Source organism: uncultured Lawsonella sp. (assembly GCF_947252745.1).
Classification (GTDB): domain Bacteria; phylum Actinomycetota; class Actinomycetes; order Mycobacteriales; family Mycobacteriaceae; genus Lawsonella.
Genome location: NZ_CAMXWW010000005.1, coordinates 52,015 through 70,536 on the forward strand (window position 1 = coordinate 52,015; position 18,522 = coordinate 70,536).

General features: G+C 55.9%; 16 protein-coding genes and 1 tRNA gene. 5 read left to right on the forward strand and 12 right to left on the reverse strand.

What is annotated here, in order from left to right; all coding sequences use genetic code 11:
• Positions 1-91 precede the first annotated feature (91 nt).
• A tRNA-Leu gene (locus Q0X28_RS05825) sits at positions 92-179 on the forward strand.
• A gap of 79 nt (positions 180-258) precedes the next feature.
• Positions 259-1,026 carry a TVP38/TMEM64 family protein gene (locus tag Q0X28_RS05830; protein ID WP_296238303.1) on the forward strand — a complete coding sequence of 256 codons (768 nt, stop codon included), beginning with the start codon at positions 259-261 and terminating at the stop codon, positions 1,024-1,026.
• Here the strand turns inward: Q0X28_RS05830 and Q0X28_RS05835 are convergent.
• Positions 992-1,834, reverse strand: coding sequence for a DUF3097 family protein (locus Q0X28_RS05835; protein ID WP_296238411.1), 843 nt, complete (start codon positions 1,832-1,834; stop codon positions 992-994). The two genes, Q0X28_RS05830 and Q0X28_RS05835, sit on opposite strands and share 35 nt — an antisense overlap.
• Before the next feature lie 304 nt (positions 1,835-2,138).
• Here Q0X28_RS05835 and Q0X28_RS05840 point away from each other — a divergent pair, with 304 nt between their 5' ends.
• Positions 2,139-2,672 (forward strand): hypothetical protein, encoded by a 534-nt coding sequence (locus tag Q0X28_RS05840; protein WP_298577049.1) that lies wholly within the window; start codon positions 2,139-2,141, stop codon positions 2,670-2,672.
• 15 nt (positions 2,673-2,687) lie between these two features.
• Here Q0X28_RS05840 and Q0X28_RS05845 read toward each other — a convergent pair whose 3' ends face one another.
• Together Q0X28_RS05845 and Q0X28_RS05850 are read right to left on the reverse strand one after the other, a co-directional pair.
• A complete protein-coding gene (locus tag Q0X28_RS05845; protein ID WP_296238299.1) occupies positions 2,688-4,361 on the reverse strand; it encodes an NlpC/P60 family protein in 1,674 nt (557 codons plus the stop codon).
• Positions 4,362-4,644: 283 nt separating this feature from the next.
• On the reverse strand, positions 4,645-5,199 hold the full coding sequence (locus Q0X28_RS05850) for a DUF6676 family protein (RefSeq protein WP_296238297.1): 555 nt from the start codon (positions 5,197-5,199) through the stop codon (positions 4,645-4,647).
• A gap of 171 nt (positions 5,200-5,370) precedes the next feature.
• Between Q0X28_RS05850 and acnA the strand changes: the two genes are divergently transcribed.
• Positions 5,371-8,067 (forward strand): aconitate hydratase AcnA, encoded by a 2,697-nt coding sequence (gene acnA, locus Q0X28_RS05855; RefSeq protein WP_296238293.1) that lies wholly within the window; start codon positions 5,371-5,373, stop codon positions 8,065-8,067.
• Between the two features lie 165 nt (positions 8,068-8,232).
• Here the strand turns inward: acnA and Q0X28_RS05860 are convergent, their stop codons facing one another.
• The 9 genes from Q0X28_RS05860 to Q0X28_RS05900 form a co-directional block, all read right to left on the reverse strand.
• Positions 8,233-9,864 (reverse strand): ABC-F family ATP-binding cassette domain-containing protein, encoded by a 1,632-nt coding sequence (locus Q0X28_RS05860; protein ID WP_296238290.1) that lies wholly within the window; start codon positions 9,862-9,864, stop codon positions 8,233-8,235.
• A gap of 45 nt (positions 9,865-9,909) precedes the next feature.
• Positions 9,910-10,191, reverse strand: coding sequence for a hypothetical protein (locus Q0X28_RS05865; RefSeq protein ID WP_296238286.1), 282 nt, complete (start codon positions 10,189-10,191; stop codon positions 9,910-9,912).
• Positions 10,192-10,542 (reverse strand): metal-sulfur cluster assembly factor, encoded by a 351-nt coding sequence (locus Q0X28_RS05870; protein WP_296238410.1) that lies wholly within the window; start codon positions 10,540-10,542, stop codon positions 10,192-10,194.
• Positions 10,543-10,787: 245 nt separating this feature from the next.
• Positions 10,788-11,303 carry a Fe-S cluster assembly sulfur transfer protein SufU gene (sufU, locus tag Q0X28_RS05875; RefSeq protein WP_296238283.1) on the reverse strand — a complete coding sequence of 172 codons (516 nt, stop codon included), beginning with the start codon at positions 11,301-11,303 and terminating at the stop codon, positions 10,788-10,790.
• On the reverse strand, positions 11,294-12,541 hold the full coding sequence (locus tag Q0X28_RS05880; protein ID WP_298577053.1) for a cysteine desulfurase: 1,248 nt from the start codon (positions 12,539-12,541) through the stop codon (positions 11,294-11,296). The genes sufU and Q0X28_RS05880 overlap by 10 nt, the downstream gene beginning before the upstream one ends.
• On the reverse strand, positions 12,541-13,308 hold the full coding sequence (sufC, locus tag Q0X28_RS05885) for a Fe-S cluster assembly ATPase SufC (RefSeq protein ID WP_298577055.1): 768 nt from the start codon (positions 13,306-13,308) through the stop codon (positions 12,541-12,543). The genes Q0X28_RS05880 and sufC overlap by 1 nt, the downstream gene beginning before the upstream one ends.
• A 36-nt stretch (positions 13,309-13,344) precedes the next feature.
• On the reverse strand, positions 13,345-14,535 hold the full coding sequence (locus Q0X28_RS05890; RefSeq protein ID WP_298577057.1) for a SufD family Fe-S cluster assembly protein: 1,191 nt from the start codon (positions 14,533-14,535) through the stop codon (positions 13,345-13,347).
• Positions 14,535-15,980 carry a Fe-S cluster assembly protein SufB gene (gene sufB, locus Q0X28_RS05895; RefSeq protein WP_298577059.1) on the reverse strand — a complete coding sequence of 482 codons (1,446 nt, stop codon included), beginning with the start codon at positions 15,978-15,980 and terminating at the stop codon, positions 14,535-14,537. Before sufB ends, Q0X28_RS05890 begins: the two co-directional genes overlap by 1 nt.
• On the reverse strand, positions 15,977-16,696 hold the full coding sequence (locus Q0X28_RS05900; RefSeq protein ID WP_296238275.1) for a metalloregulator ArsR/SmtB family transcription factor: 720 nt from the start codon (positions 16,694-16,696) through the stop codon (positions 15,977-15,979). Before Q0X28_RS05900 ends, sufB begins: the two co-directional genes overlap by 4 nt.
• A gap of 186 nt (positions 16,697-16,882) precedes the next feature.
• On the opposite strand from Q0X28_RS05900, the gene mptB reads away from it, so the two are divergent.
• On the forward strand, positions 16,883-18,490 hold the full coding sequence (gene mptB, locus Q0X28_RS05905; protein ID WP_298577061.1) for a polyprenol phosphomannose-dependent alpha 1,6 mannosyltransferase MptB: 1,608 nt from the start codon (positions 16,883-16,885) through the stop codon (positions 18,488-18,490).
• The last annotated feature ends 32 nt before the right edge of the window (positions 18,491-18,522 follow it).

Consider the following 18,522-nt stretch of genomic DNA (forward strand, 5'->3'; position numbering starts at 1 on the left):
TTTGGGGTTCAGGCAAAGTTTGCAGTAAATTAATGCGAGCAACCTCGTGAAAATGTTTTACACAGGATCGCGACTGACAATTGCACAGTGAGTCCGAGTGGCGGAATAGGCAGACGCGCTAGCTTGAGGTGCTAGTGCCCAATTGAACGGGCGTGGGGGTTCAAGTCCCCCCTCGGACACAAACTATGAACCCTGCACTTGGCTTTCCAAGCTGCAGGGTTTTTCTATCATTGAACAGGGACGACAGAAGGAAGAGCAATGATGCAAGAACTGCTTTCGCGGACGCGTAACGCGTTGCGAAAGCTGTGGTCGTTGCTCGTCTACATTGCTCGTGAAATATGGGCCGGATTTCGCGGTGCTCCGCGCTGGAAACAGCTCGCAGCCCCACTAATCTTGCTGATCTTTGTGGGCTTGCTTGTACTCACCGATGTGCCACCGCTGGTGGTAGTCAGGCAGGGTGTTGCCCAACTAGGTAGCTGGTTCCCGTTGGTATTCTTCCTGTGCTACGTCATCTTCACACTGTTTCCCATCCCCCGAACTCTCTTCACCCTTACTTCGGGAATACTTTTCCCTCCTCTACTCGCGCTAACCGTGTGCTTGAGTGCGTCTCTCCTTTCCGCCATTGTGGCGTGTGTCCTCACCCGCTACGTATTTCGGGGGTGGGTAGAGAACCATCTTCATCACCCTATGCTTGATGCGCTCAATGAGCGGTTAGAGAAGCGCGGATGGCTCGCCGTAGGGTCGTTACGGCTCATCCCCTTCGTGCCTTTTTCCGTCCTCAACTACGCTGCCGCCTTAACCCCTGTGAAGCTCGCACCTTTTGCTCTCGCTACGGTGGTAGGCAGTTTTCCGGGAACTACTGCCGGTGTGCTCTTTGGAGAGGCGGCGGTGGGGCATGCGAATCCGTGGGTGATACTCATTGGCGTGTGCTGTTGCGCTACCGGCATCGTTGGGCTCATTATCGACTCGAAGATGCCCGTCACGACTTCTCTTAGAGAGCGCCCGGCTCCGTTACAAAATCGATGAGCCGCTCGACGGCGCCAATGAGCGTCGAATCAAGATCCCGATAAGTTTTGACGCGAGAGGCTATTCTCTGCCACCCTTCCTGGGGTGTACCCCAATCGAGACGTCGGCATACACCTGCCTTCCACTCCTCGCCACGGGGTACGTCTGGCCAGGCAGGAATACCTACCGTTGCGGGCTTTACCGCCGCCCAAATGTCGACAAAGGGATGCCCTGTGACAAGCACGAACTCGCCAACATCTGTGACCAGCTTGGTCTCTTTAGTGCCAGTAATAAGGTGGTCGGCAAGGACACCGACACGCCGCACTCGGGAGGGGCTAAATTGGGCTAGCCGTTCAGGGAGATTGTCCAGCCCGGCCAGTTCTTCGACGACAATACCCTCTTGTGCGAGATCGTGTCCCCATACTTGTTGGACGATAAGGGCATCGTGCTTGCCTTCCACCCAGATGCGGGAAGCGCGAGCAGTGCGCACGCGCTGCGGATGTGTGGCAAGGCGGGAACCACTGTTGGAGAGTTTTGGTCTGTGTGGGGTGGTCCGGGGGCGCACGAGGTGAATGGGCTCGCCCTCTAATAGCAGTAGACCGGGTTTAGTCGGAAAGACACGAACGTGACCGTGCCGATTCTCCAGCCGCACAAGAACACCACTGTCCGACTTTTCAAAACCCACAACAGCTCCACAGTACTCGGTCGCGGCATCTTCGATAATAAGCCCTCGGGTACCTTCGACTTCCCGGTAGTGGCGGGCGGAAGCGCGTGACGTAAGCGGATCCGTGCCGTAACGATCATTCCAGCGAGACATGGATTCAAGCATAGTCACTAAGATGACTGCTATGGCTTCTCCCCTGTTTTCCGCTGCATGGTGGCTCCCTGCATTACATCGAGGCGAAACTAGCCCAGATGATGTCATTGAGGCCCTTTTGCGGTGGGCACGCGAACATCGAGTGGTGGCAGGCGATGGTCACACCTACCATGGTCTAGCGGAACTACTGCGAATGACCCGCGCCTGGGATATGCGGCTAGTTCAGGTGTTACCCGGTGATTATGGAGAGCTCTCAAGTGGTCCTACGCATCTTGACACTGGGCACTTGGAGGCACCTTCGCAAACACATATGTCCGTGACGGCTCTCGGAGAGTTGATCACATCAGCTGGTGGTTCAGCACTAGCATTGGGACACCCGGTAGAGCGGCCGGATGGCGTCTTTGTTACCTCTGAGATACTTACTGCCACGGTCGTGGCACCCCAGATGGTTGTGTGGCATCTCACTCCTTTTCACGGGACTCTCTCCCCCATTGTCAATGAAGGTCCGCGTGCTGCCCTAGGTAGCCTAAGGATGGCAGAGGAAGAGTCATTACGGTGTCTGGAGACATCCTCTATGGTTGCGGATGCTGCACAGCAAGAAGATTTCCGAAACGCTCTCATCGATATTGATGAAGCTCTACTTATAAGCGACTCTATCCTTTACCCGTTGAGCGTTGATAGTCGTTATCTGCAGCTGTTGCTGGCCGCTGATCATGTAGACGCCATTGTGGCAGTAGCTCGAAAGTATGCACAGACGACAGAAGCCGCGCTTCTCCCCCTGCTGAGAACAGTACAGCGGGCGCGCGGCACTGCCTGGAATGAGTGGCATTATGGCCACTCGGCCGAGTGACAAGGTGATACGGGGTTAACTCGTCACCATGCGGACGACGAACGGGGACATACCATCCCAACGGACTGGATTCACCTTGACGACCTCACCAGAGTAGGGAGCCTCCAGCATCATTCCATCGCCCAGGTAAAGGGCAACGTGCTGGCTGCCACCAGGCCCGTAGAAGATCATGTCGCCGCGCTTCATCTGCGACACCGGCAGCTGCAAGCCGGAGGTGTACTGGTAGCCACTGTAGTGGGGCAGGTTGTATCCAAGAGCGGCGAAAGCGTAAACCATCAGGCCAGAGCAGTCGAAACCGATCTTGTTGTAGTCGCCGTAGGAGTCTGCCACGCCGCCATCGCGGATACCACGGGTTGGCCCATAGACGTTGCCGCCACCCCAGGCATAAGGCACACCGAGTTGGGACATGCCGCGACGAACCACTTTCTCCACCTTCTGGCGGGCGGAGAGGAAGAGCGTATCGAGGCTGAATGGGGTGCTGCCAGGAGTGTTCGTCACCGTCGTGGTGCTGGTGGACGGATCAGTGGTCGTGGAATCCGGTACTACACTGTTGGCGTTCCCATCACCTTCGATTGCATCAGGAATGCTGGCGAGGAGATCTATGCTCCGGGTCACCAAAGAAAGATGCGGAATGCTCTTGATGGCGACATCTTCGGCGACACCGACAGCAACTGCTGCCTCGGGGCTTTGCTTTGCGACTTCCGCTTGGATGGTGCTCCCCAGACGGCGCCATTCAGATTCTGGAATGGACTGCAGTGCTTCGACGGGTAGCTTTGCGAGGTCCGCCACAGAAGAAACGTGGGTGACATCGACATGTGCGGACATGGCAGTCTTTCCGGCTGCCCGGGCAATAGTGCCGGTACTGTAAAGGCCTTGCTCCAGGCCCGACTTGAGAGCTGCAGTATCAACGCCCGAGCCGGTTTCGGTATCGGAGCGAACCGTTGCCACCTGTAGATCACGCAGTTCTTTGGCAATAGCGGTGCGCTTCTTAGCGAGACGCTTAATCTCTTTCTGCTTGGTATTGACGGCGGTTTGTGCGGCAAGCAGAACGGATTCCGCATCGTGGTTGCGCGACACAGCTTGTTGCGTAGCTGCCTCTGCCGCAGCGGCTGCTTGCTTGGCTTGGGAGGACCGATTAGCGCTCACTGCGCGGGCTCGTTTGAGCTCGTCGACAACAGAACTCTGCTGGGCTGCTGCACGGCTGATAACCGCATCGCGCGCCATGACGGAGTTCGGGTCTTCCCCGCTCATTAGATCGAGGGTGGTACTGCTCGTCGCTGCGTTGCGGTAGGCGTCTGCCGCAATAGCGTTCAGTTGCTGTTGTGCGCGCAAGACATTGTCATGGGCAACGGCAAGTTCGGCTGCCGCTTCCGCGGCAGCCTTTTTTGCGTCTACCGCGTGTGCACGAGCACGTTGAAGGTCAACCAGTGCCTTGTTAGCACGTTCGCGGTCTTGCCCCAATTGATTGTTGAGGGTGGCGAGGTCTTGATTGGCGTGGGCGAGTTGCTTGAGCAGTGCGTCGAGATTGGCTTCTGCTCCCGAACTCGTCCGGTGGCTATCGATGTGTGGTTGAGCCTGTCCGAGCCCAGCGCCGGTGAATGCGACGGCACCGGTGACACCAACTCCGACCAGTGCGCGACTGGTCGTCTTGATGGTCTTCTTCCGGTCGGCTTTATGTGGGGTGCCCACGGCTACTCCTCTCCACTTACGCGGAAATGAGTACCGTGTTCTTCCCCGAGCACGGTCCTCACTTTCCACGAATGTGGCATTTTCCACTTATGTGACATTAGTACCGTACGACACTTCGGTCTCATATGAAACTTGTTTAACATAATTACATACATGTAAGTATGTGCAGGTCAGCAGGCATTTTGGGCTACCTGCGGATTTACTGTGATACGAAAAAGGCAACAGTTTCCAGATACTGAGATTGATAAAACTGCTGCCTCAACACGTCGAAAAAATTGCGAGACTAGTGCGTGTTCCCAGCTGCCACCGGCAAACGTGCCAACTTACGCTTCATCACCGTAACTACTGCTGTTACTGACAGAATTGCAGTGAGAGCAATGCCTCCAGACAGTGGTCCCCAATCTAGCCCACTTCCGGCCACGTCCCGAATATAGGTATCCGCCCGAACAACTTGCTGGGGGGCATAAAGATTCTCAGCCCCCACCACTCGATCGACATTGTTCTCCGCTCGCTCAAGCGCGTAACGGGGATACACGGGGCTAACTGAACCTACCTGCTTATCGTTCATCACCAGAATGGTGCCACTGACATGCGGATGCAGCAGCTCCGCTAGATTGCGAGGTGCGGTGAAGTCTTTATCGGAACCGGGATAATAGACGATCTTCAGATCCATACCCTTACTGCGTGCTAGCTCCACGCGTTCCCGAAGGGGGGCTTCTAACTCTGGGGTAGCTGATACCCCATCCTTCTGTAGATCTGCAGCTATAGCAGCAGGATTAACACCTTCTGGGAGTGCCGGATCAGACGTAACTGAAGGAAGCGGTGCTGAATCAGTCATGAAACCTCTCTCGGTCTACGGGGACTCCCCCAGTCTACTGATATGACCAGGCGGCGCGGTATCTCACACGGTTTAACAGGAGAACCCTGGGGAGTATCCGACGCTTCGGTAAAGGCCCAGTCGGTGCGGTACCCTAAAGACGATAAGAACCATTCAGAACGGAGCGCCTGCATGAGCCTTAATTCCTTCAACGCGCTAGACACCCTTGAGGTGAATGGACAGCAGTACAGCTACTACAACCTCAACTCTGTGCCCGGAGTCGAGAAGTTGCCCTATGCACTGAAAGTACTAGCAGAAAACCTGCTACGTACCGAGGATGGCTCCAATGTTACGGCGGAGCACATCAACGCACTCGCGCACTGGGACCCTTCAGCTCAGCCAAGCGTCGAAATCCAATTCACTCCTGCCCGTGTCCTTATGCAGGACTTCACTGGTGTCCCTTGCATCGTTGACCTTGCCACCATGCGTCAGGCCGTTTCTGCTCTGGGGGGCGACCCTGACCAGGTTAACCCTCTCAACCCGGCAGAGATGGTGATCGACCACTCCGTTATCGTCGAGTTCTTCGGCACTCCTGATGCAATTGAGCGGAACGTCGCTATTGAATACGAGCGGAATGAAGAGCGCTACCAGTTCCTTCGATGGGGGCAAGGCGCCTTCTCCAACTTCCGTGTGGTTCCGCCGGGGACTGGCATTGTGCACCAGGTTAACATCGAATACCTTGCGCGGGTCGTCATGGAGAACGAACATGTTCTCTACCCCGATACTTGTGTGGGTACGGACTCTCACACCACCATGGAGAACGGACTTGGCATCCTCGGCTGGGGCGTGGGTGGTATTGAGGCTGAAGCTGCCATGCTGGGCCAGCCGATCTCAATGTTGATTCCCCGCGTCGTGGGCTTCAAACTCACCGGGCAAACTAAGCCGGGCGTTACCTCGACAGACGTCGTCCTCACCATCACGGATTTGCTTCGTCAACACGGTGTTGTCGGCAAATTCGTCGAGTTCTATGGTGACGGTGTCAGTGCCGTGCCACTCGCTAACCGCGCCACCATCGGCAACATGTCTCCCGAATATGGCTCCACCTGTGCCATCTTCCCCATCGACCAAGAGACGCTTGACTACATGCGCCTCACCGGACGCGACGACGACACAATTGCGCGCGTGGAAACATACACCAAGGCGCAAGGCCTTTGGCACGATCCCAGCGTCGAAGCCGAGTACTCCGAATATCTTGAACTCGACCTTGGCACTGTTGTTCCCTCCATCGCTGGCCCCAAGCGCCCCCAAGATCGCATTACCCTCGACCGTGCAAAGGAAACCTGGCGTGAAGCGGTCCGGACGTACACCGACGATGCCGCCGGTGAAGGCGATCTGGCAGGCAGGCCCTCCCGTCCCGTGCATGTGGAGACTGCCGACCATGGAGAATTCGATATCGACCATGGCATTGTCGGTATCGCCTCCATCACCTCCTGCACCAACACCTCCAACCCATCCGTCATGTTCTCGGCTGGTCTGCTTGCCCGCAATGCGGTGCAGCGCGGACTCTTCGTGAAGCCTTGGGTGAAGACGACGATGGGCCCCGGCTCCCAGGTTGTTACGGACTACTACGAGACAGCCGGGTTGTGGGAGGACCTCCAAAAGCTCGGTTTCTACCTGTCCGGGTATGGTTGCACCGCCTGCATCGGTAACGGTGGACCTCTCATTCCTGAAGTCTCGCAGGCCATCCAGGACAATGACTTGGCCGCATGCTCGGTGCTGTCCGGTAACCGAAACTTTGAAGGGCGTATTAATCCCGATATCAAGATGAACTACCTGGCTTCCCCGCCGTTGGTCATCGCCTATGCCATTGCCGGTACGCTCGACATCGACTTCGAGACCCAGCCCCTTGGTAAGGACTACGAGGGCAACGAGGTATTCCTCCGCGACATCTGGCCGTCCGATGAGGACATTGACACCATCATCTCTTCCTCGATCACGGAAGATATGTACGCCAAGGACTATGCGGATGTTTTCGCCGGGGATACCCGCTGGCAGAACCTCGATACTCCCGAGGGCGACACGTTTGCCTGGAACGAGGACTCGACCTATATCCGCAAGGCGCCCTACTTCGATGGCATGGGTCTGGAGCCGGAGCCCGTCACGGATGTGAAGGGCGCCCGCGTGCTTGCTAAGTTGGGAGATTCCGTCACCACCGACCACATCTCCCCCGCCTCCGCGATTAAGCCGGGTACGCCCGCTGCGCAGTATCTTGACTCCTACGGGGTCGCGCAAAAGGACTACAACTCCTTCGGATCGCGCCGCGGCAACCACGAGATCATGGTGCGCGGTACCTTCGCCAACATCCGACTGCAGAACCAGCTGCTCGACGGTGTAAGTGGAGGCTACACCCGCGACTTCACCCAACCGGATGCACCGCAGAGCTTCATCTACGACGCTGCTCAGAATTACGCGGCGGCGGGAGTCCCGCTGGTTGTGCTCGGCGGTAAGGAATACGGCACTGGTTCCTCCCGCGACTGGGCAGCCAAGGGCACCGCACTGCTGGGTGTGAAGGCAGTCATCGCGGAATCCTTCGAGCGTATCCACCGCTCCAACCTCATCGGTATGGGCGTTATTCCGCTACAGTTCCCCGCTGGTGAAAGCCACGCGTCGCTGGGACTGGACGGCACAGAAGTCTACGATATTGCGGGCATCACCGAACTGAACAGTGGAATCACCCCCAAGACTGTGAACGTGACCGCTACCAGGGAGGACGGAACTACCGTGACGTTTGACGCCGTTGTTCGTATCGATACACCTGGTGAGGCAGACTACTACCGGAACGGCGGTATCCTGCAGTACGTTCTTCGCAACATGGTGAAGAACGGCTAAGCCCGTTTTTCTGACGCTTTTTGACTCTTGCCGGCCAGACTTCCGTATGGAAGCTAGCCGGCAAGAGTCATTTCAGACAAAGTCCGAGGGTAACCCCCGCTCAAAGGGGCATTAAAGCACTCCCCGGTTGATTACGTCGAAACTTCGAGGACCAATAGATGAGATCTACGCGAGCGTCACGATCTCCATGTAGTCGTCACCCCACAAATCCTCCACACCATCAGGAAGAACAATAACGCGTTCAGGCTTTAGTGCTTCTACCGCTCCAGGATCATGTGTCACCAGTACGCAAGCACCTTCATAGGTTCGTAGCGCTTCGAGCACCTGCTCCCGGCTAATCGGATCCAGGTTGTTCGTTGGCTCGTCTAAGAGCAGCACGTTAGCTTGGGAACAGACCAAGCTTGCCAGGGCCAAGCGTGTTTTTTCACCGCCCGACAACGTGCCAGCAGGCTGCTCCCACATCTGTTCGGTCAGCATAAAAGCACCGAGGAGACCGCGCAGATCTTGTGCCCCAGCATCTGGAGCTTGTCGTACCATGTTGTCCCATACACTCGCATCTAATTGCAAAGTGTCATGCTCCTGCGCGAAGTAGCCACGTTTCAGTCCATGACCCGGCACAACGATGCCATCTCCATCAGACTCTTCCACACCCGCCAAAATGCGCAGTAATGTCGTCTTACCAGCACCGTTAAGTCCAAGGATGACGACGCGGCTCCCTTTATCGATGGCCAGATCAATCCCAGAAAACACTTCGAGGGAGCCATAGGTTTTGGAGAGATTCTGTGCCGCAAGTGGGGTTTTCCCGCAAGGAAGCGGCTTTGGAAAAGCAATATTGGCATGCTTTTCCGCCTGGCGCACCTCTGCAGCTTCATCGAGCAACCGCTGGGCACGCCGTTCCATTTGATGAGCTGCAGCCGCCTTTGTCGCTTTAGCTCCTAGGTGGGCTGCTTGAGCTCGGAGAGCTGCTGCCTTCTTCTCCGCATTGGCTCGTTCTCTGCGGCGACGTTGTTCATCTACTGAGCGGGCAGCCAGGTAGCGTTCCCAACCCATACTGTAGGTATCGATCTCCGCCCGTATGGAATCGAGAAACCAGACTTTGTTCACGACAGCATCAAGTAAGCCCGTATCGTGGCTGATGACGATCAATCCACCCGTGTACTGGCTCAGAAACTCCCGAAGCCATTGAATACTATCTGCATCCAAATGGTTCGTAGGCTCGTCCAACAGCAGCGTTGTTCCTGCTTTGCTGCCATCGGCATGGGAACTACCAAAAAGGATACGGGCCAACTCGACGCGACGGCGTTGTCCACCAGAGAGGTGCTCGAGTGTCTCCGAAAGGACTCGCTGTTCGAGCCCTAAGGAGTTGCAAATGCGTGCTGCGTCACCCTTCGCCTTGTAACCACCTAAGTCGTTGAAACGCTCCTCTAAGCGCGTGAACTTCTTAATAGCCTGGTCGCGTCTCTTATCGTTATCAGTCGTCTCGAGGATGAACTGCTGACGTTCCATGTTGCGGGCAATGCTGTCCAGTCCGCGGGCAGAAAGGACACGACTCAACGCTGTCGTCTGAAGATCTCCTTCACGTGGATCCTGCGGCAGATAACCGATCTCTCCAGATCGCACAACGGTGCCTGCATAAGGTTCGGTTTCTCCCGCGAGAATACGCATCGTGGTGGTTTTGCCTGCCCCGTTACGCCCTACTAGACCAATGCGATCCCCTTCGTGAACAACAAGAGAGCCAGGAACAGTAAGCAGCGTGCGGATGCCAGCACGCACTTCAAGATCAGTAAAAGAAATCATGGAAAACTGAAACGAGAGACAACGAGAATGAAGTGGATGAGCGCCCTAGTGGGAGGGTTTATTGGGCTTCCCGAGCTTACCACCGGAGCCGGGCTTTCCCCGCTTCGCAATGGATTGTCGGCCCACGTCCCGTGATGCGTGTTGCACAAGCGGGAGCTCACCGCGCATGCGGCGCACCTCTCGATCGAGAAGATACATCACCGCGAAAATAAGGATAGTCATGACGACCAAGCCCAACCACTGGTGAGCAAGAATGGCATATGCTGCCAATGCGAACTCAATGGCGAGGAGCAGCGCCAAACACGCAATAATGATCTTTGACTTCATTTAGAGGGTAAAACCTAACGCGCGAAGTTGTTCACGTCCATCGTCCGTGATCATATGGGCACCCCACGGGGGCATCCACACCCAGTTTATCCGCAAGGCCCGAGCGTGTCCCTCCGCGCACACAGCGACGAATGCTTGATCCTCAATAACGTCGGTCAGCGGACACGCTGGCGATGTCAATGTCATGTTGACGGTAGCACGACGGGCGATATCCATCTCTACCCCATAGACCAGACCCAAATCGACCACATTCACGCCGAGTTCTGGGTCTACAACCTCGTACAATGCCTCCCGCACTTCTTCAATTTCTGACTCAGTGGCAGCCGGAATGTCGTCAGGTAACTTGGCCAGATCTTCGGCTTTGACTGCCCGATAATCGTCAAGAGTCCATGTGGAGAAGTCGGTGTCGGCAGTGATCTCAGGCGCAGCCTGCTCGTTGGTGTCACTTTCTGATGGCACGCGTGTTGCGGCACTGTCCTGCGGGTCAGCGTCAGGATTTTCGCCGTCTTCCGCAGCAGCGCTGTTTAATGCCGAAAGCGCATCCAACACAGCTGCTTCTTGCTCATGCTGGTGTTGCGAGGTGAAATCAGGTTCCACTAGTTATCCTCCCCTACTTCCGTGGACGTACTACTACCTGGCTCAATGGTCTCATCCAAAGCCTGCGAACTAGCATCCTTAAACGCCATCCAGCCGAGTAATGCGCATTTGACTCGCGCAGGATACTGCGAGACACCGGCCAATGCGATACCGTCGCCGAGGACCTCCTCGTCACCCTTGTCCTGACCACGGGAGGTGACCATCTGCTCGAAACGATCGCAAATGTCGAAGGCTTCCGCGACTGTATGCCCGATAAGCTGCTCCGTCATGATTGATGTGGAAGCTTGGCTGATGGAACACCCTTCGCCGTCGTAGGAGATGTCGCGGATACGGGTTTTCTCCGGGTTTCGGGGGTCTCCGGGATCATGGTCAAGGTGTACCCGTAGCCGAATATCGTCGCCACATGATGTGTTGTGGTGGTGTACTTCCGCATCCCAATCATTGCGCAGACCGCGCGCATTGGGGTGCCGGTAGTGATCCAAGATGACCTCTTGGTACATGCTTTCTAAGCGCATGAGGTAACTCCAAAGAACTTCTGCACACGGACGATTCCCTCTACCAGCTGATCGATGTCAGCGCAGGAGTTGTAGATGTAGAAGCTGGCTCGGGCAGTGCCAGAAATGCCGAAGCGGGTGTGCAATGGTTCAGCGCAGTGGTGTCCCACCCGAACAGCGATGCCATCGTCATCGAGGAACTGGCCAACGTCGTGGGAGTGAATACCATCGATGGTAAAGGAGAGAGCACTCCCTCGCTGTTCCGGCGTAGTCGGACCGATGATACGGACACCCGGTAGACCGGTGAGCTGCTCAAGCGCGTAACTGGTGAGCTCTTGCTCGTGGGCAAAGATATTGTCCATTCCTAAAGCATCGAGGTAGTCAATAGCAGCAGCAAGCCCGATGACTTGACTCATGTTAGGGACGCCCGCTTCGTAGCGTTGCGGCGGAGCTGTGTAGGTAGTCTTTTCCATGGTGACGTGTTCAATCATAGAACCGCCGGTAAGGAAGGGCGGCAGGCCCTGCAGAACCTGTGCGCGTCCGTACAGCACGCCGACGCCTGAGGGGGCCAGCATTTTGTGACCAGAAAATGCGGCAAAGTCGACACCAAGTGCGGTGACGTTGACCGGCATGTGGGGGACCGACTGGCACGCATCAAGGACAACCAGGGCCCCAACTTGGTGAGCACGCTCGACCACGGTGGCAACATCAGTGATGGCACCCGTCACGTTGGAGGCGTGTGTTACCGCCACCACTTTGGTGTGTTCGGTCATCTGTACTGCGTCGAGGTCCAAGCGGCCATCATCTTGGAGGGGGAACCACTTCAGCGTTGCGCCTGTGCGTCGGCACAGCTCCTGCCATGGGACGAGATTAGCGTGATGCTCCGCCTCTGAGATGATAATCTCATCCCCTGCGGTAATACGGTAGGCACCAGCTCGCTCATCCCCCAAAACGTAGGACACGAGGTTGAGAGACTCCGTCGAGTTTTTGGTGAAAATGACCTCGTCGACGGCGCAGCCTATGAAGCCTGCTACGGTTGCCCGTGCATTTTCATAGGCGTCAGTGGCTTCTTCAGCAAGCTGATGAGCGCCCCGGTGGGTGGCAGCGTTGTGATGGAGCAGAAAATCGCGCTCAGCATCCAATACCTGCAGTGGCTTTTGAGACGTTGCTCCCGAATCGAGGTATACCAACGGCTTTCCACCCCGCACGGTACGGTTGAGGATGGGAAAGTCGGCACGTACAGACTGGACGTCAATCATTACTTCCCTTTCCCAACAAACTCGTCATAGCCCTTTTCTTCCAGCTGGTCAGCCAATTCTGGGCCATCCGTGAGAGCGATCTTTCCATTAGCGAAAACGTGAACGACATCAGGCTTCACATAGCGAAGGATGCGGGTGTAGTGGGTGATGAGGAGAACGCCACCATTGGTTTCGTTCTGATATTTGTTGATGCCGTTGGAGACATGTCGGAGAGCATCGACATCCAGTCCGGAGTCGGTCTCATCCAAGATGGCGAACTTGGGTTTGAGGAGTCCGAGCTGCAGCGTCTCAAAGCGCTTTTTTTCACCGCCGGAAAAACCTTCATTAACAGATCGATCGTTGAATGCCGGATCGATATGAAGGAATTCCATCTCTTCACGAACTTCTTTGACCCACTGGCGCAGGCGGGGTGCTTCCCCACGTACAGCGGCTGCGGCAGAGCGGAGGAAGCTTGAGGTAGAAACTCCCGGTACTTCAACGGGGTATTGCATCGCGAGGAAAAGACCAGCGCGGGCCCGTTCATCGGCGGTCATGCCCAGCACGTCGGCACCGTCGATAGTGATAGACCCACCTGTCACTTCATATTTGGGGTGGCCTGCGATCACATAGGAGAGAGTTGACTTGCCAGAGCCGTTAGGTCCCATGATGGCATGGGTTTCTCCAGAGTTGATAGTGAGTGAGACCCCTTTAAGAATCTCGATGGGTTCCTCGGACTCGTCGGTACGCTTGACCTGTGCGGTAAGGTCTTTAATTTCAAGTACGGACATTACGTTTTCCTTTAGCGGGATTAGTTGCGAGTTTCTCTAGAGGCCAGCTCGTTCAAGCTGCCGGATGACGACGGCATCAAGCTCATCTTCGAGGCTGGGAAGATTAAGTTTGTGGACGATGTCGTGGAAGAAACCACGTACGACAAGCTGTCGGGCAGTCACTTCATCAATACCGCGGGATTGCAGGTAGAAGAGTTGTTCTTCATCAAATCGTCCCGTAGTGGAAGCGTGTCCGGCACCGATAATCTGACCGGTAGCGATCTCCAAATTAGGAATGGAATCGACCCGGGAAGCTTTACTAAGGAGGAGGTTGCGGTTGCTTTCGTAGGTGTCCGTTCCGTGAGCTTCCGGCCGGATGAGTACATCCCCTACCCAGACGCCGTGGGCATCACCCAGTTTAGAATTAGGGCTACCCAAGAGCGCACCTTTGTAGTTAACGTTTGACCGGCAGTGCGCAAACTGGTGGTCGATAAGCAGCCGGTTCTCGACATGTTGTCCCGCCCCACCGAAAAAGAGACCAAGCAGATCGACATCTCCGCCAGGACCTCCGTACTTTACTGAGGTCGTCGTACGTGTGGCTCCTCCACCGAGAGTAATGATGCCATGGTGGAGCCGCGCATCCCGCCCCACGTGAGCATGATGGGCAGAAGCAACAACAGCATCGTCGTCCCACAGGTTAACGAATGCGACAGTCAGCGTTGCATTATCTCCTACCGAGAACTCGATGTTGTCTGCCTGCAGCCCTTCGCCTGAGCGGTACACCAGCAGTTTGGCGCTGGTGTTGGCAGGCACTTCAACAACGAGATGCCCACAGGTAACGGTGGCAGGGGTGGAGGTGTCGCCGGCTGATGCACCTGCGGGAGGGTGTGCCTCAGCTGCAGTGCCAATCGTGAGAACCGTGGGCTCTGCAGCAGTTGCATCGGCGGGAAAACGCAGGACGTCCACATCTTTGCTGCTATTCCAGGCCACTGCTGCTAGTCGGTCGGAGGGAAGCTCAACCTGTCCTGCGGGGGAATCCGTACGTGCTAGCCGCGTGAGCTGAGCACCCCCAGGAGTAGAAAGATCAATTGTCCACGCCCGTCGCGCGGATTCTTCGGGAACCTGTGCAAGCGGGGTGAAACGTCGTGTCGGGGTAAAACGCCAGTCTTCAAGTTTGCCGTGGGGCCGTGGGAAATCCTCAACCGACGTGGAAAAGACGCGATCCGCCTTGTGTGCAGTGTAGGTCATTAACCGACTGCTCCTTCCATCTGCAGTTCGATCAGGCGGTTGAGCTCAAGGGCGTATTCCATGGGGAGCTCCTTCGCGATGGGTTCGATAAAACCACGTACAACCATCGCCATGGCTTCCTCTTCGGTCAACCCGCGGCTCATGAGGTAGAAAAGCTGCTCTTCAGAGACCTGGGAAACGGTGGCCTCATGGCCCATAGTGACGTCGTCTTCGCGAATATCCGCGTATGGGTAGGTATCGGTGCGTGAAATGTCATCTACGAGCAAGGCATCGCATTTCACCGATGAAGACGCGCCATGCGCACCCTTGTGAATAGAGACCAACCCGCGGTAGCCTGAGCGTCCACCACTGCGTGACACGGACTTCGACACAATGTTGGAGGACGTGTATGGCGCCATATGAACCATTTTGGCGCCTGTATCCTGATGCTGTCCTTCTCCGGCGAATTGCACAGACAGAACCTCGCCTTTGGCATGTGGACCCATCATGTAGACGGCCGGGTATTTCATGTTGAGTTTGGAACCGATATTGCCGTCTACCCATTCCATGGTGGCGCCTTCTGCCGCCTTTGCGCGCTGCGTCACCAAGTTATAGACGTTGTTGGACCAGTTCTGGATGGTGGTGTAGCGGCAACGAGCATTCTTTTCTACTACGATCTCGACGACACCGGAGTGCAGCGAGTCGGTCTGGTAGATCGGTGCTGTACACCCTTCGACGTAGTGCACGTATGCGTCTTCATCGACGATGATGAGGGTGCGTTCGAATTGCCCCATATTCTCGGTGTTGATGCGGAAATATGCCTGCAAGGGAATTTCGACGTGGACTCCCTTGGGAACATAGACAAACGATCCACCTGACCAGACAGCGGTGTTAAGGGCGGAGAACTTATTGTCCCCAGCGGGGATAACGGTGCCGAAGTATTTTCGGAAAAGCTCAGGATATTCGCGCAATCCAGTGTCGGTATCGACGAAGATGACGCCTTGCTTCTCTAGGTCTTCACGGATCTTGTGGTAGACCACCTCCGACTCGTACTGGGCAGCTACGCCGGAGACGAGTCGCTTCTTCTCGGCATCCGGAATACCGAGTTTGTTGTAGGTATTACGAATGTCCTCGGGTAGGTCTTCCCATGAGGTCGCTTGCTTCTCTGTGGTGCGGACGAAATACTTATAGGCATCGAAGTCGATTCCCGAGAGGTCGGGTCCCCAGGTCGGTAGTGGCTTTGCCGCAAAAATCTTGAGAGCTTTGAGACGCATCTCGAGCATCCATTCAGGCTCATTCTTGAGGCGCGAAATCTCTCGCACGACGTCCTCTGAAAGACCACGACGAGCGGTCGCGCCGAAGGTGTCGGTGTCGTGCCAGCCGTAGTCATATCGGCCAATTTCGTCGATGTTCTTATCGCGCTCGGCGATAATGTCGTCAATGTCTGGGGGCAGGGTCTGCGTCATGCTTCTTCCCTTTCCGCATAGGTATGAGCAGTGGTTTGGGACACACTGATATTGGTTGTGCAGGTGTGCGCCCCGTAAGCGATGGTGGAGAGTCGTTGAATGGGGGTATTGAGTAGTTCGGAAAGAACCTGATGCTCAGCGGCGCACAGGGCTGGAAAATCATGAGCGACATGCGCTACCGGGCAGTGGTGCTGGCAGATTTGCACTCCGCCACGTGCGTTCTCGACGGAACTTGCGAAGCCACTCTGGTTGAAGGCATGCGCGATCTTCTCAGCACACTGTTGCACCTCATCGCGAGGTGCATCCTCTCTGAGGGGAGTGATGTCGGCGACGACGTCTCTCATGTGCTGTTGGGCGAATTCAACGAGAGCACGTTCTCCACCAAGTTTTCGAACCATCCGTAGGGCATCCACGGCAAGGTCATCATAAGCGTGTCCGAAGTGAGATCGGCCGGTATCACTGAGGTGGAAGAGCTTTGCCGGGCGGCCTCTCCCCCGTTCCTGGTAAGGTGACGGATCCACTGCCGTAGCGACGCCATCTTCCACCATAATGTCGAGGTGACGACGAACCGCGGGAGGGGTGAGAGAGAGTTCTTCTGCGATCGCTGAGGCGGTAAGAGGGCCGTGGAGAAGCATTCGGGCAATAGCTTCACGAGTGGTAACGGTATCGTGGACAGGCTGCGGAGACGGTTGTGCTGATCGTTTAAAGTAACGCACCAGTGCTCCTTCCGTGACGCTTTCTACTTTTGCCAACACTAGTGTTGCGTAAATAATTCCCGAGGTCTAGCAAGGACTGCCTAACTTTCCGAGTAGCTATGTCTGGCAGTTGTTTCCGCTAGGCTTAAGAACGTGGCTCTACCATTGTTCGCAACACGCAGGTCTTCTACTGTTGAAGCTGCCTCAGTGGGCCGTCCACGTGGCAGTATTCTGCGTGTAATTCACCGCGAAGAAGCCATCGTCGCTCCACTTTCTGCTGAATCGACACGGCGGTGGCGTGTCGTCAGGCTTATCGGCACGATGGCGGCCCTCCTTATCGCTATCGGAGGCTGGGGCGGCGGAGCGGTGATGGCACAGAATCCTATTTCCGCTGTGCCTGTGTTGAATGTGTTGGCCCGTGCTCCATTCGCAGCAGTCGGTTTGTGTCTTATCGGGACTACTGTCCTCGTCGTCAGTTGGCTGACAATGATGCGCTACGCACTCCCTCTTCGCCATTTCCATCGGGGAGAGTCTGACATCACTCAGATGACTCGTGGGCAAACTTGGACTGTGTTGGCCGCGTGGTCTATTCCGCTGTTTTTTACGGCGCCGATGTTTTCCAAGGATGTCTACTCCTATGTGGCATTTGGCTATGCCGCGCATCAAGGTCTTGATGTTTACGCCGGAGGCCCGCAGGACCTTCTTCACGGTGGTCCGTTGGTGGATAACGTTCCCTTGGAGTGGCGCCACACCCCTGCCCAATATGGCGCCGGTTTTGTTGCGATAGCCCGCCTTATTGGTGCACTAACCGGAGAGAACATTGTTGCCTCGATTGTCTGTTATCGGGTTCTCGCGCTTCTTTCTCTTGTTGTGTTGGCTATTGCTGTGCGTTGGCTGGCACACCGATGCAATATGCGGGCGGCGACCGCGCTGTGGTTGGGAGTGCTTAACCCGCTTACGCTATTCCATATGGTTGCTGGCATTCACAACGAAGGCATCATGCTGGCCCTGACGATGGTAGGTCTCGCCATCGGGTTGGAAGGCACCCGTTTTCCCTGGAGATCAGTACGGGGCTGGGGTCTTCTCATTCTTGGCGCTTGCCTTATCGCATGGGGAGCAAGTATCAAATTACCCGCAATGGTTGCGTTGGGTTTTCTCGGTATGGAGGCTGCCCGTCGCTGGTGGAAAGGCTGGTGGGCGATCCCTCTTCAAGGTGTCATCATGGCCGCAATTATGGCAGTAACAGTAGTGTTGGCGACAGTTCTTGGTGGAACCAGTTGGGCATGGATTACGACTACAGGTGCGGCTGCTCAGTACCCCACGGTGCTGACGTTAACAAATGATATTGCGAAGGCAGCAACTGCTGTGGGGAGCCTCTTGGGGCTGGGTAACCATTATGAAGCACTGCGTGGCCTCTTTATCGTGATTGGGCTTCTTATTGCCGTCGCATTCCTCTGCTGGGCGTTGTGGAAGGTATACCAGGGAGAGCTCCACCCAATCGGCGGGTTCGGGATGTCAATGTTCGTTATTGTGCTGTGCTTCCCGGTGATGCATCCCTGGTATTTGTTGTGGGGCGTGGTTGCACTGTCTGCGTGGATTAATGATCGCCGCTATCGCATTCCGGTGGTGGTGATCTCCGCAATTGTGTCCATATGGATCATGCCTCAGGGCGGTACAATGCCGCTTTCTCTTAATGTGGCACTCGTTATCGAAACCCTAGTGCTGTTGGTGGCTGGGCTCTTTACGTGGCGCATGCTGTTTAATCGGGACAATGCGCTGCGGCGAAATCGCCTTACTGCAATGAATGAAAATTAAAGCAAGACAACGGGTCTCTTGATTCTTAGGGT

Excerpts from the sequence above, each read along its gene's own strand:
- Q0X28_RS05830 (WP_296238303.1), top strand. The coding sequence starts at position 259 with ATGATGCAAGAACTGCTTTCGCGGACGCGTAACGCGTTGCGAAAGCTG.
- Q0X28_RS05835 (WP_296238411.1), bottom strand. The coding sequence starts at position 1,834 with ATGCTTGAATCCATGTCTCGCTGGAATGATCGTTACGGCACGGATCCG.
- Q0X28_RS05850 (WP_296238297.1), bottom strand. The coding sequence starts at position 5,199 with ATGACTGATTCAGCACCGCTTCCTTCAGTTACGTCTGATCCGGCACTC.
- acnA (WP_296238293.1), top strand. The coding sequence starts at position 5,371 with ATGAGCCTTAATTCCTTCAACGCGCTAGACACCCTTGAGGTGAATGGA.
- Q0X28_RS05860 (WP_296238290.1), bottom strand. The coding sequence starts at position 9,864 with ATGATTTCTTTTACTGATCTTGAAGTGCGTGCTGGCATCCGCACGCTG.
- Q0X28_RS05865 (WP_296238286.1), bottom strand. The coding sequence starts at position 10,191 with ATGAAGTCAAAGATCATTATTGCGTGTTTGGCGCTGCTCCTCGCCATT.
- sufU (WP_296238283.1), bottom strand. The coding sequence starts at position 11,303 with ATGCGCTTAGAAAGCATGTACCAAGAGGTCATCTTGGATCACTACCGG.
- Q0X28_RS05880 (WP_298577053.1), bottom strand. The coding sequence starts at position 12,541 with ATGATTGACGTCCAGTCTGTACGTGCCGACTTTCCCATCCTCAACCGT.
- sufC (WP_298577055.1), bottom strand. The coding sequence starts at position 13,308 with ATGTCCGTACTTGAAATTAAAGACCTTACCGCACAGGTCAAGCGTACC.
- Q0X28_RS05890 (WP_298577057.1), bottom strand. The coding sequence starts at position 14,535 with ATGACCTACACTGCACACAAGGCGGATCGCGTCTTTTCCACGTCGGTT.
- sufB (WP_298577059.1), bottom strand. The coding sequence starts at position 15,980 with ATGACGCAGACCCTGCCCCCAGACATTGACGACATTATCGCCGAGCGC.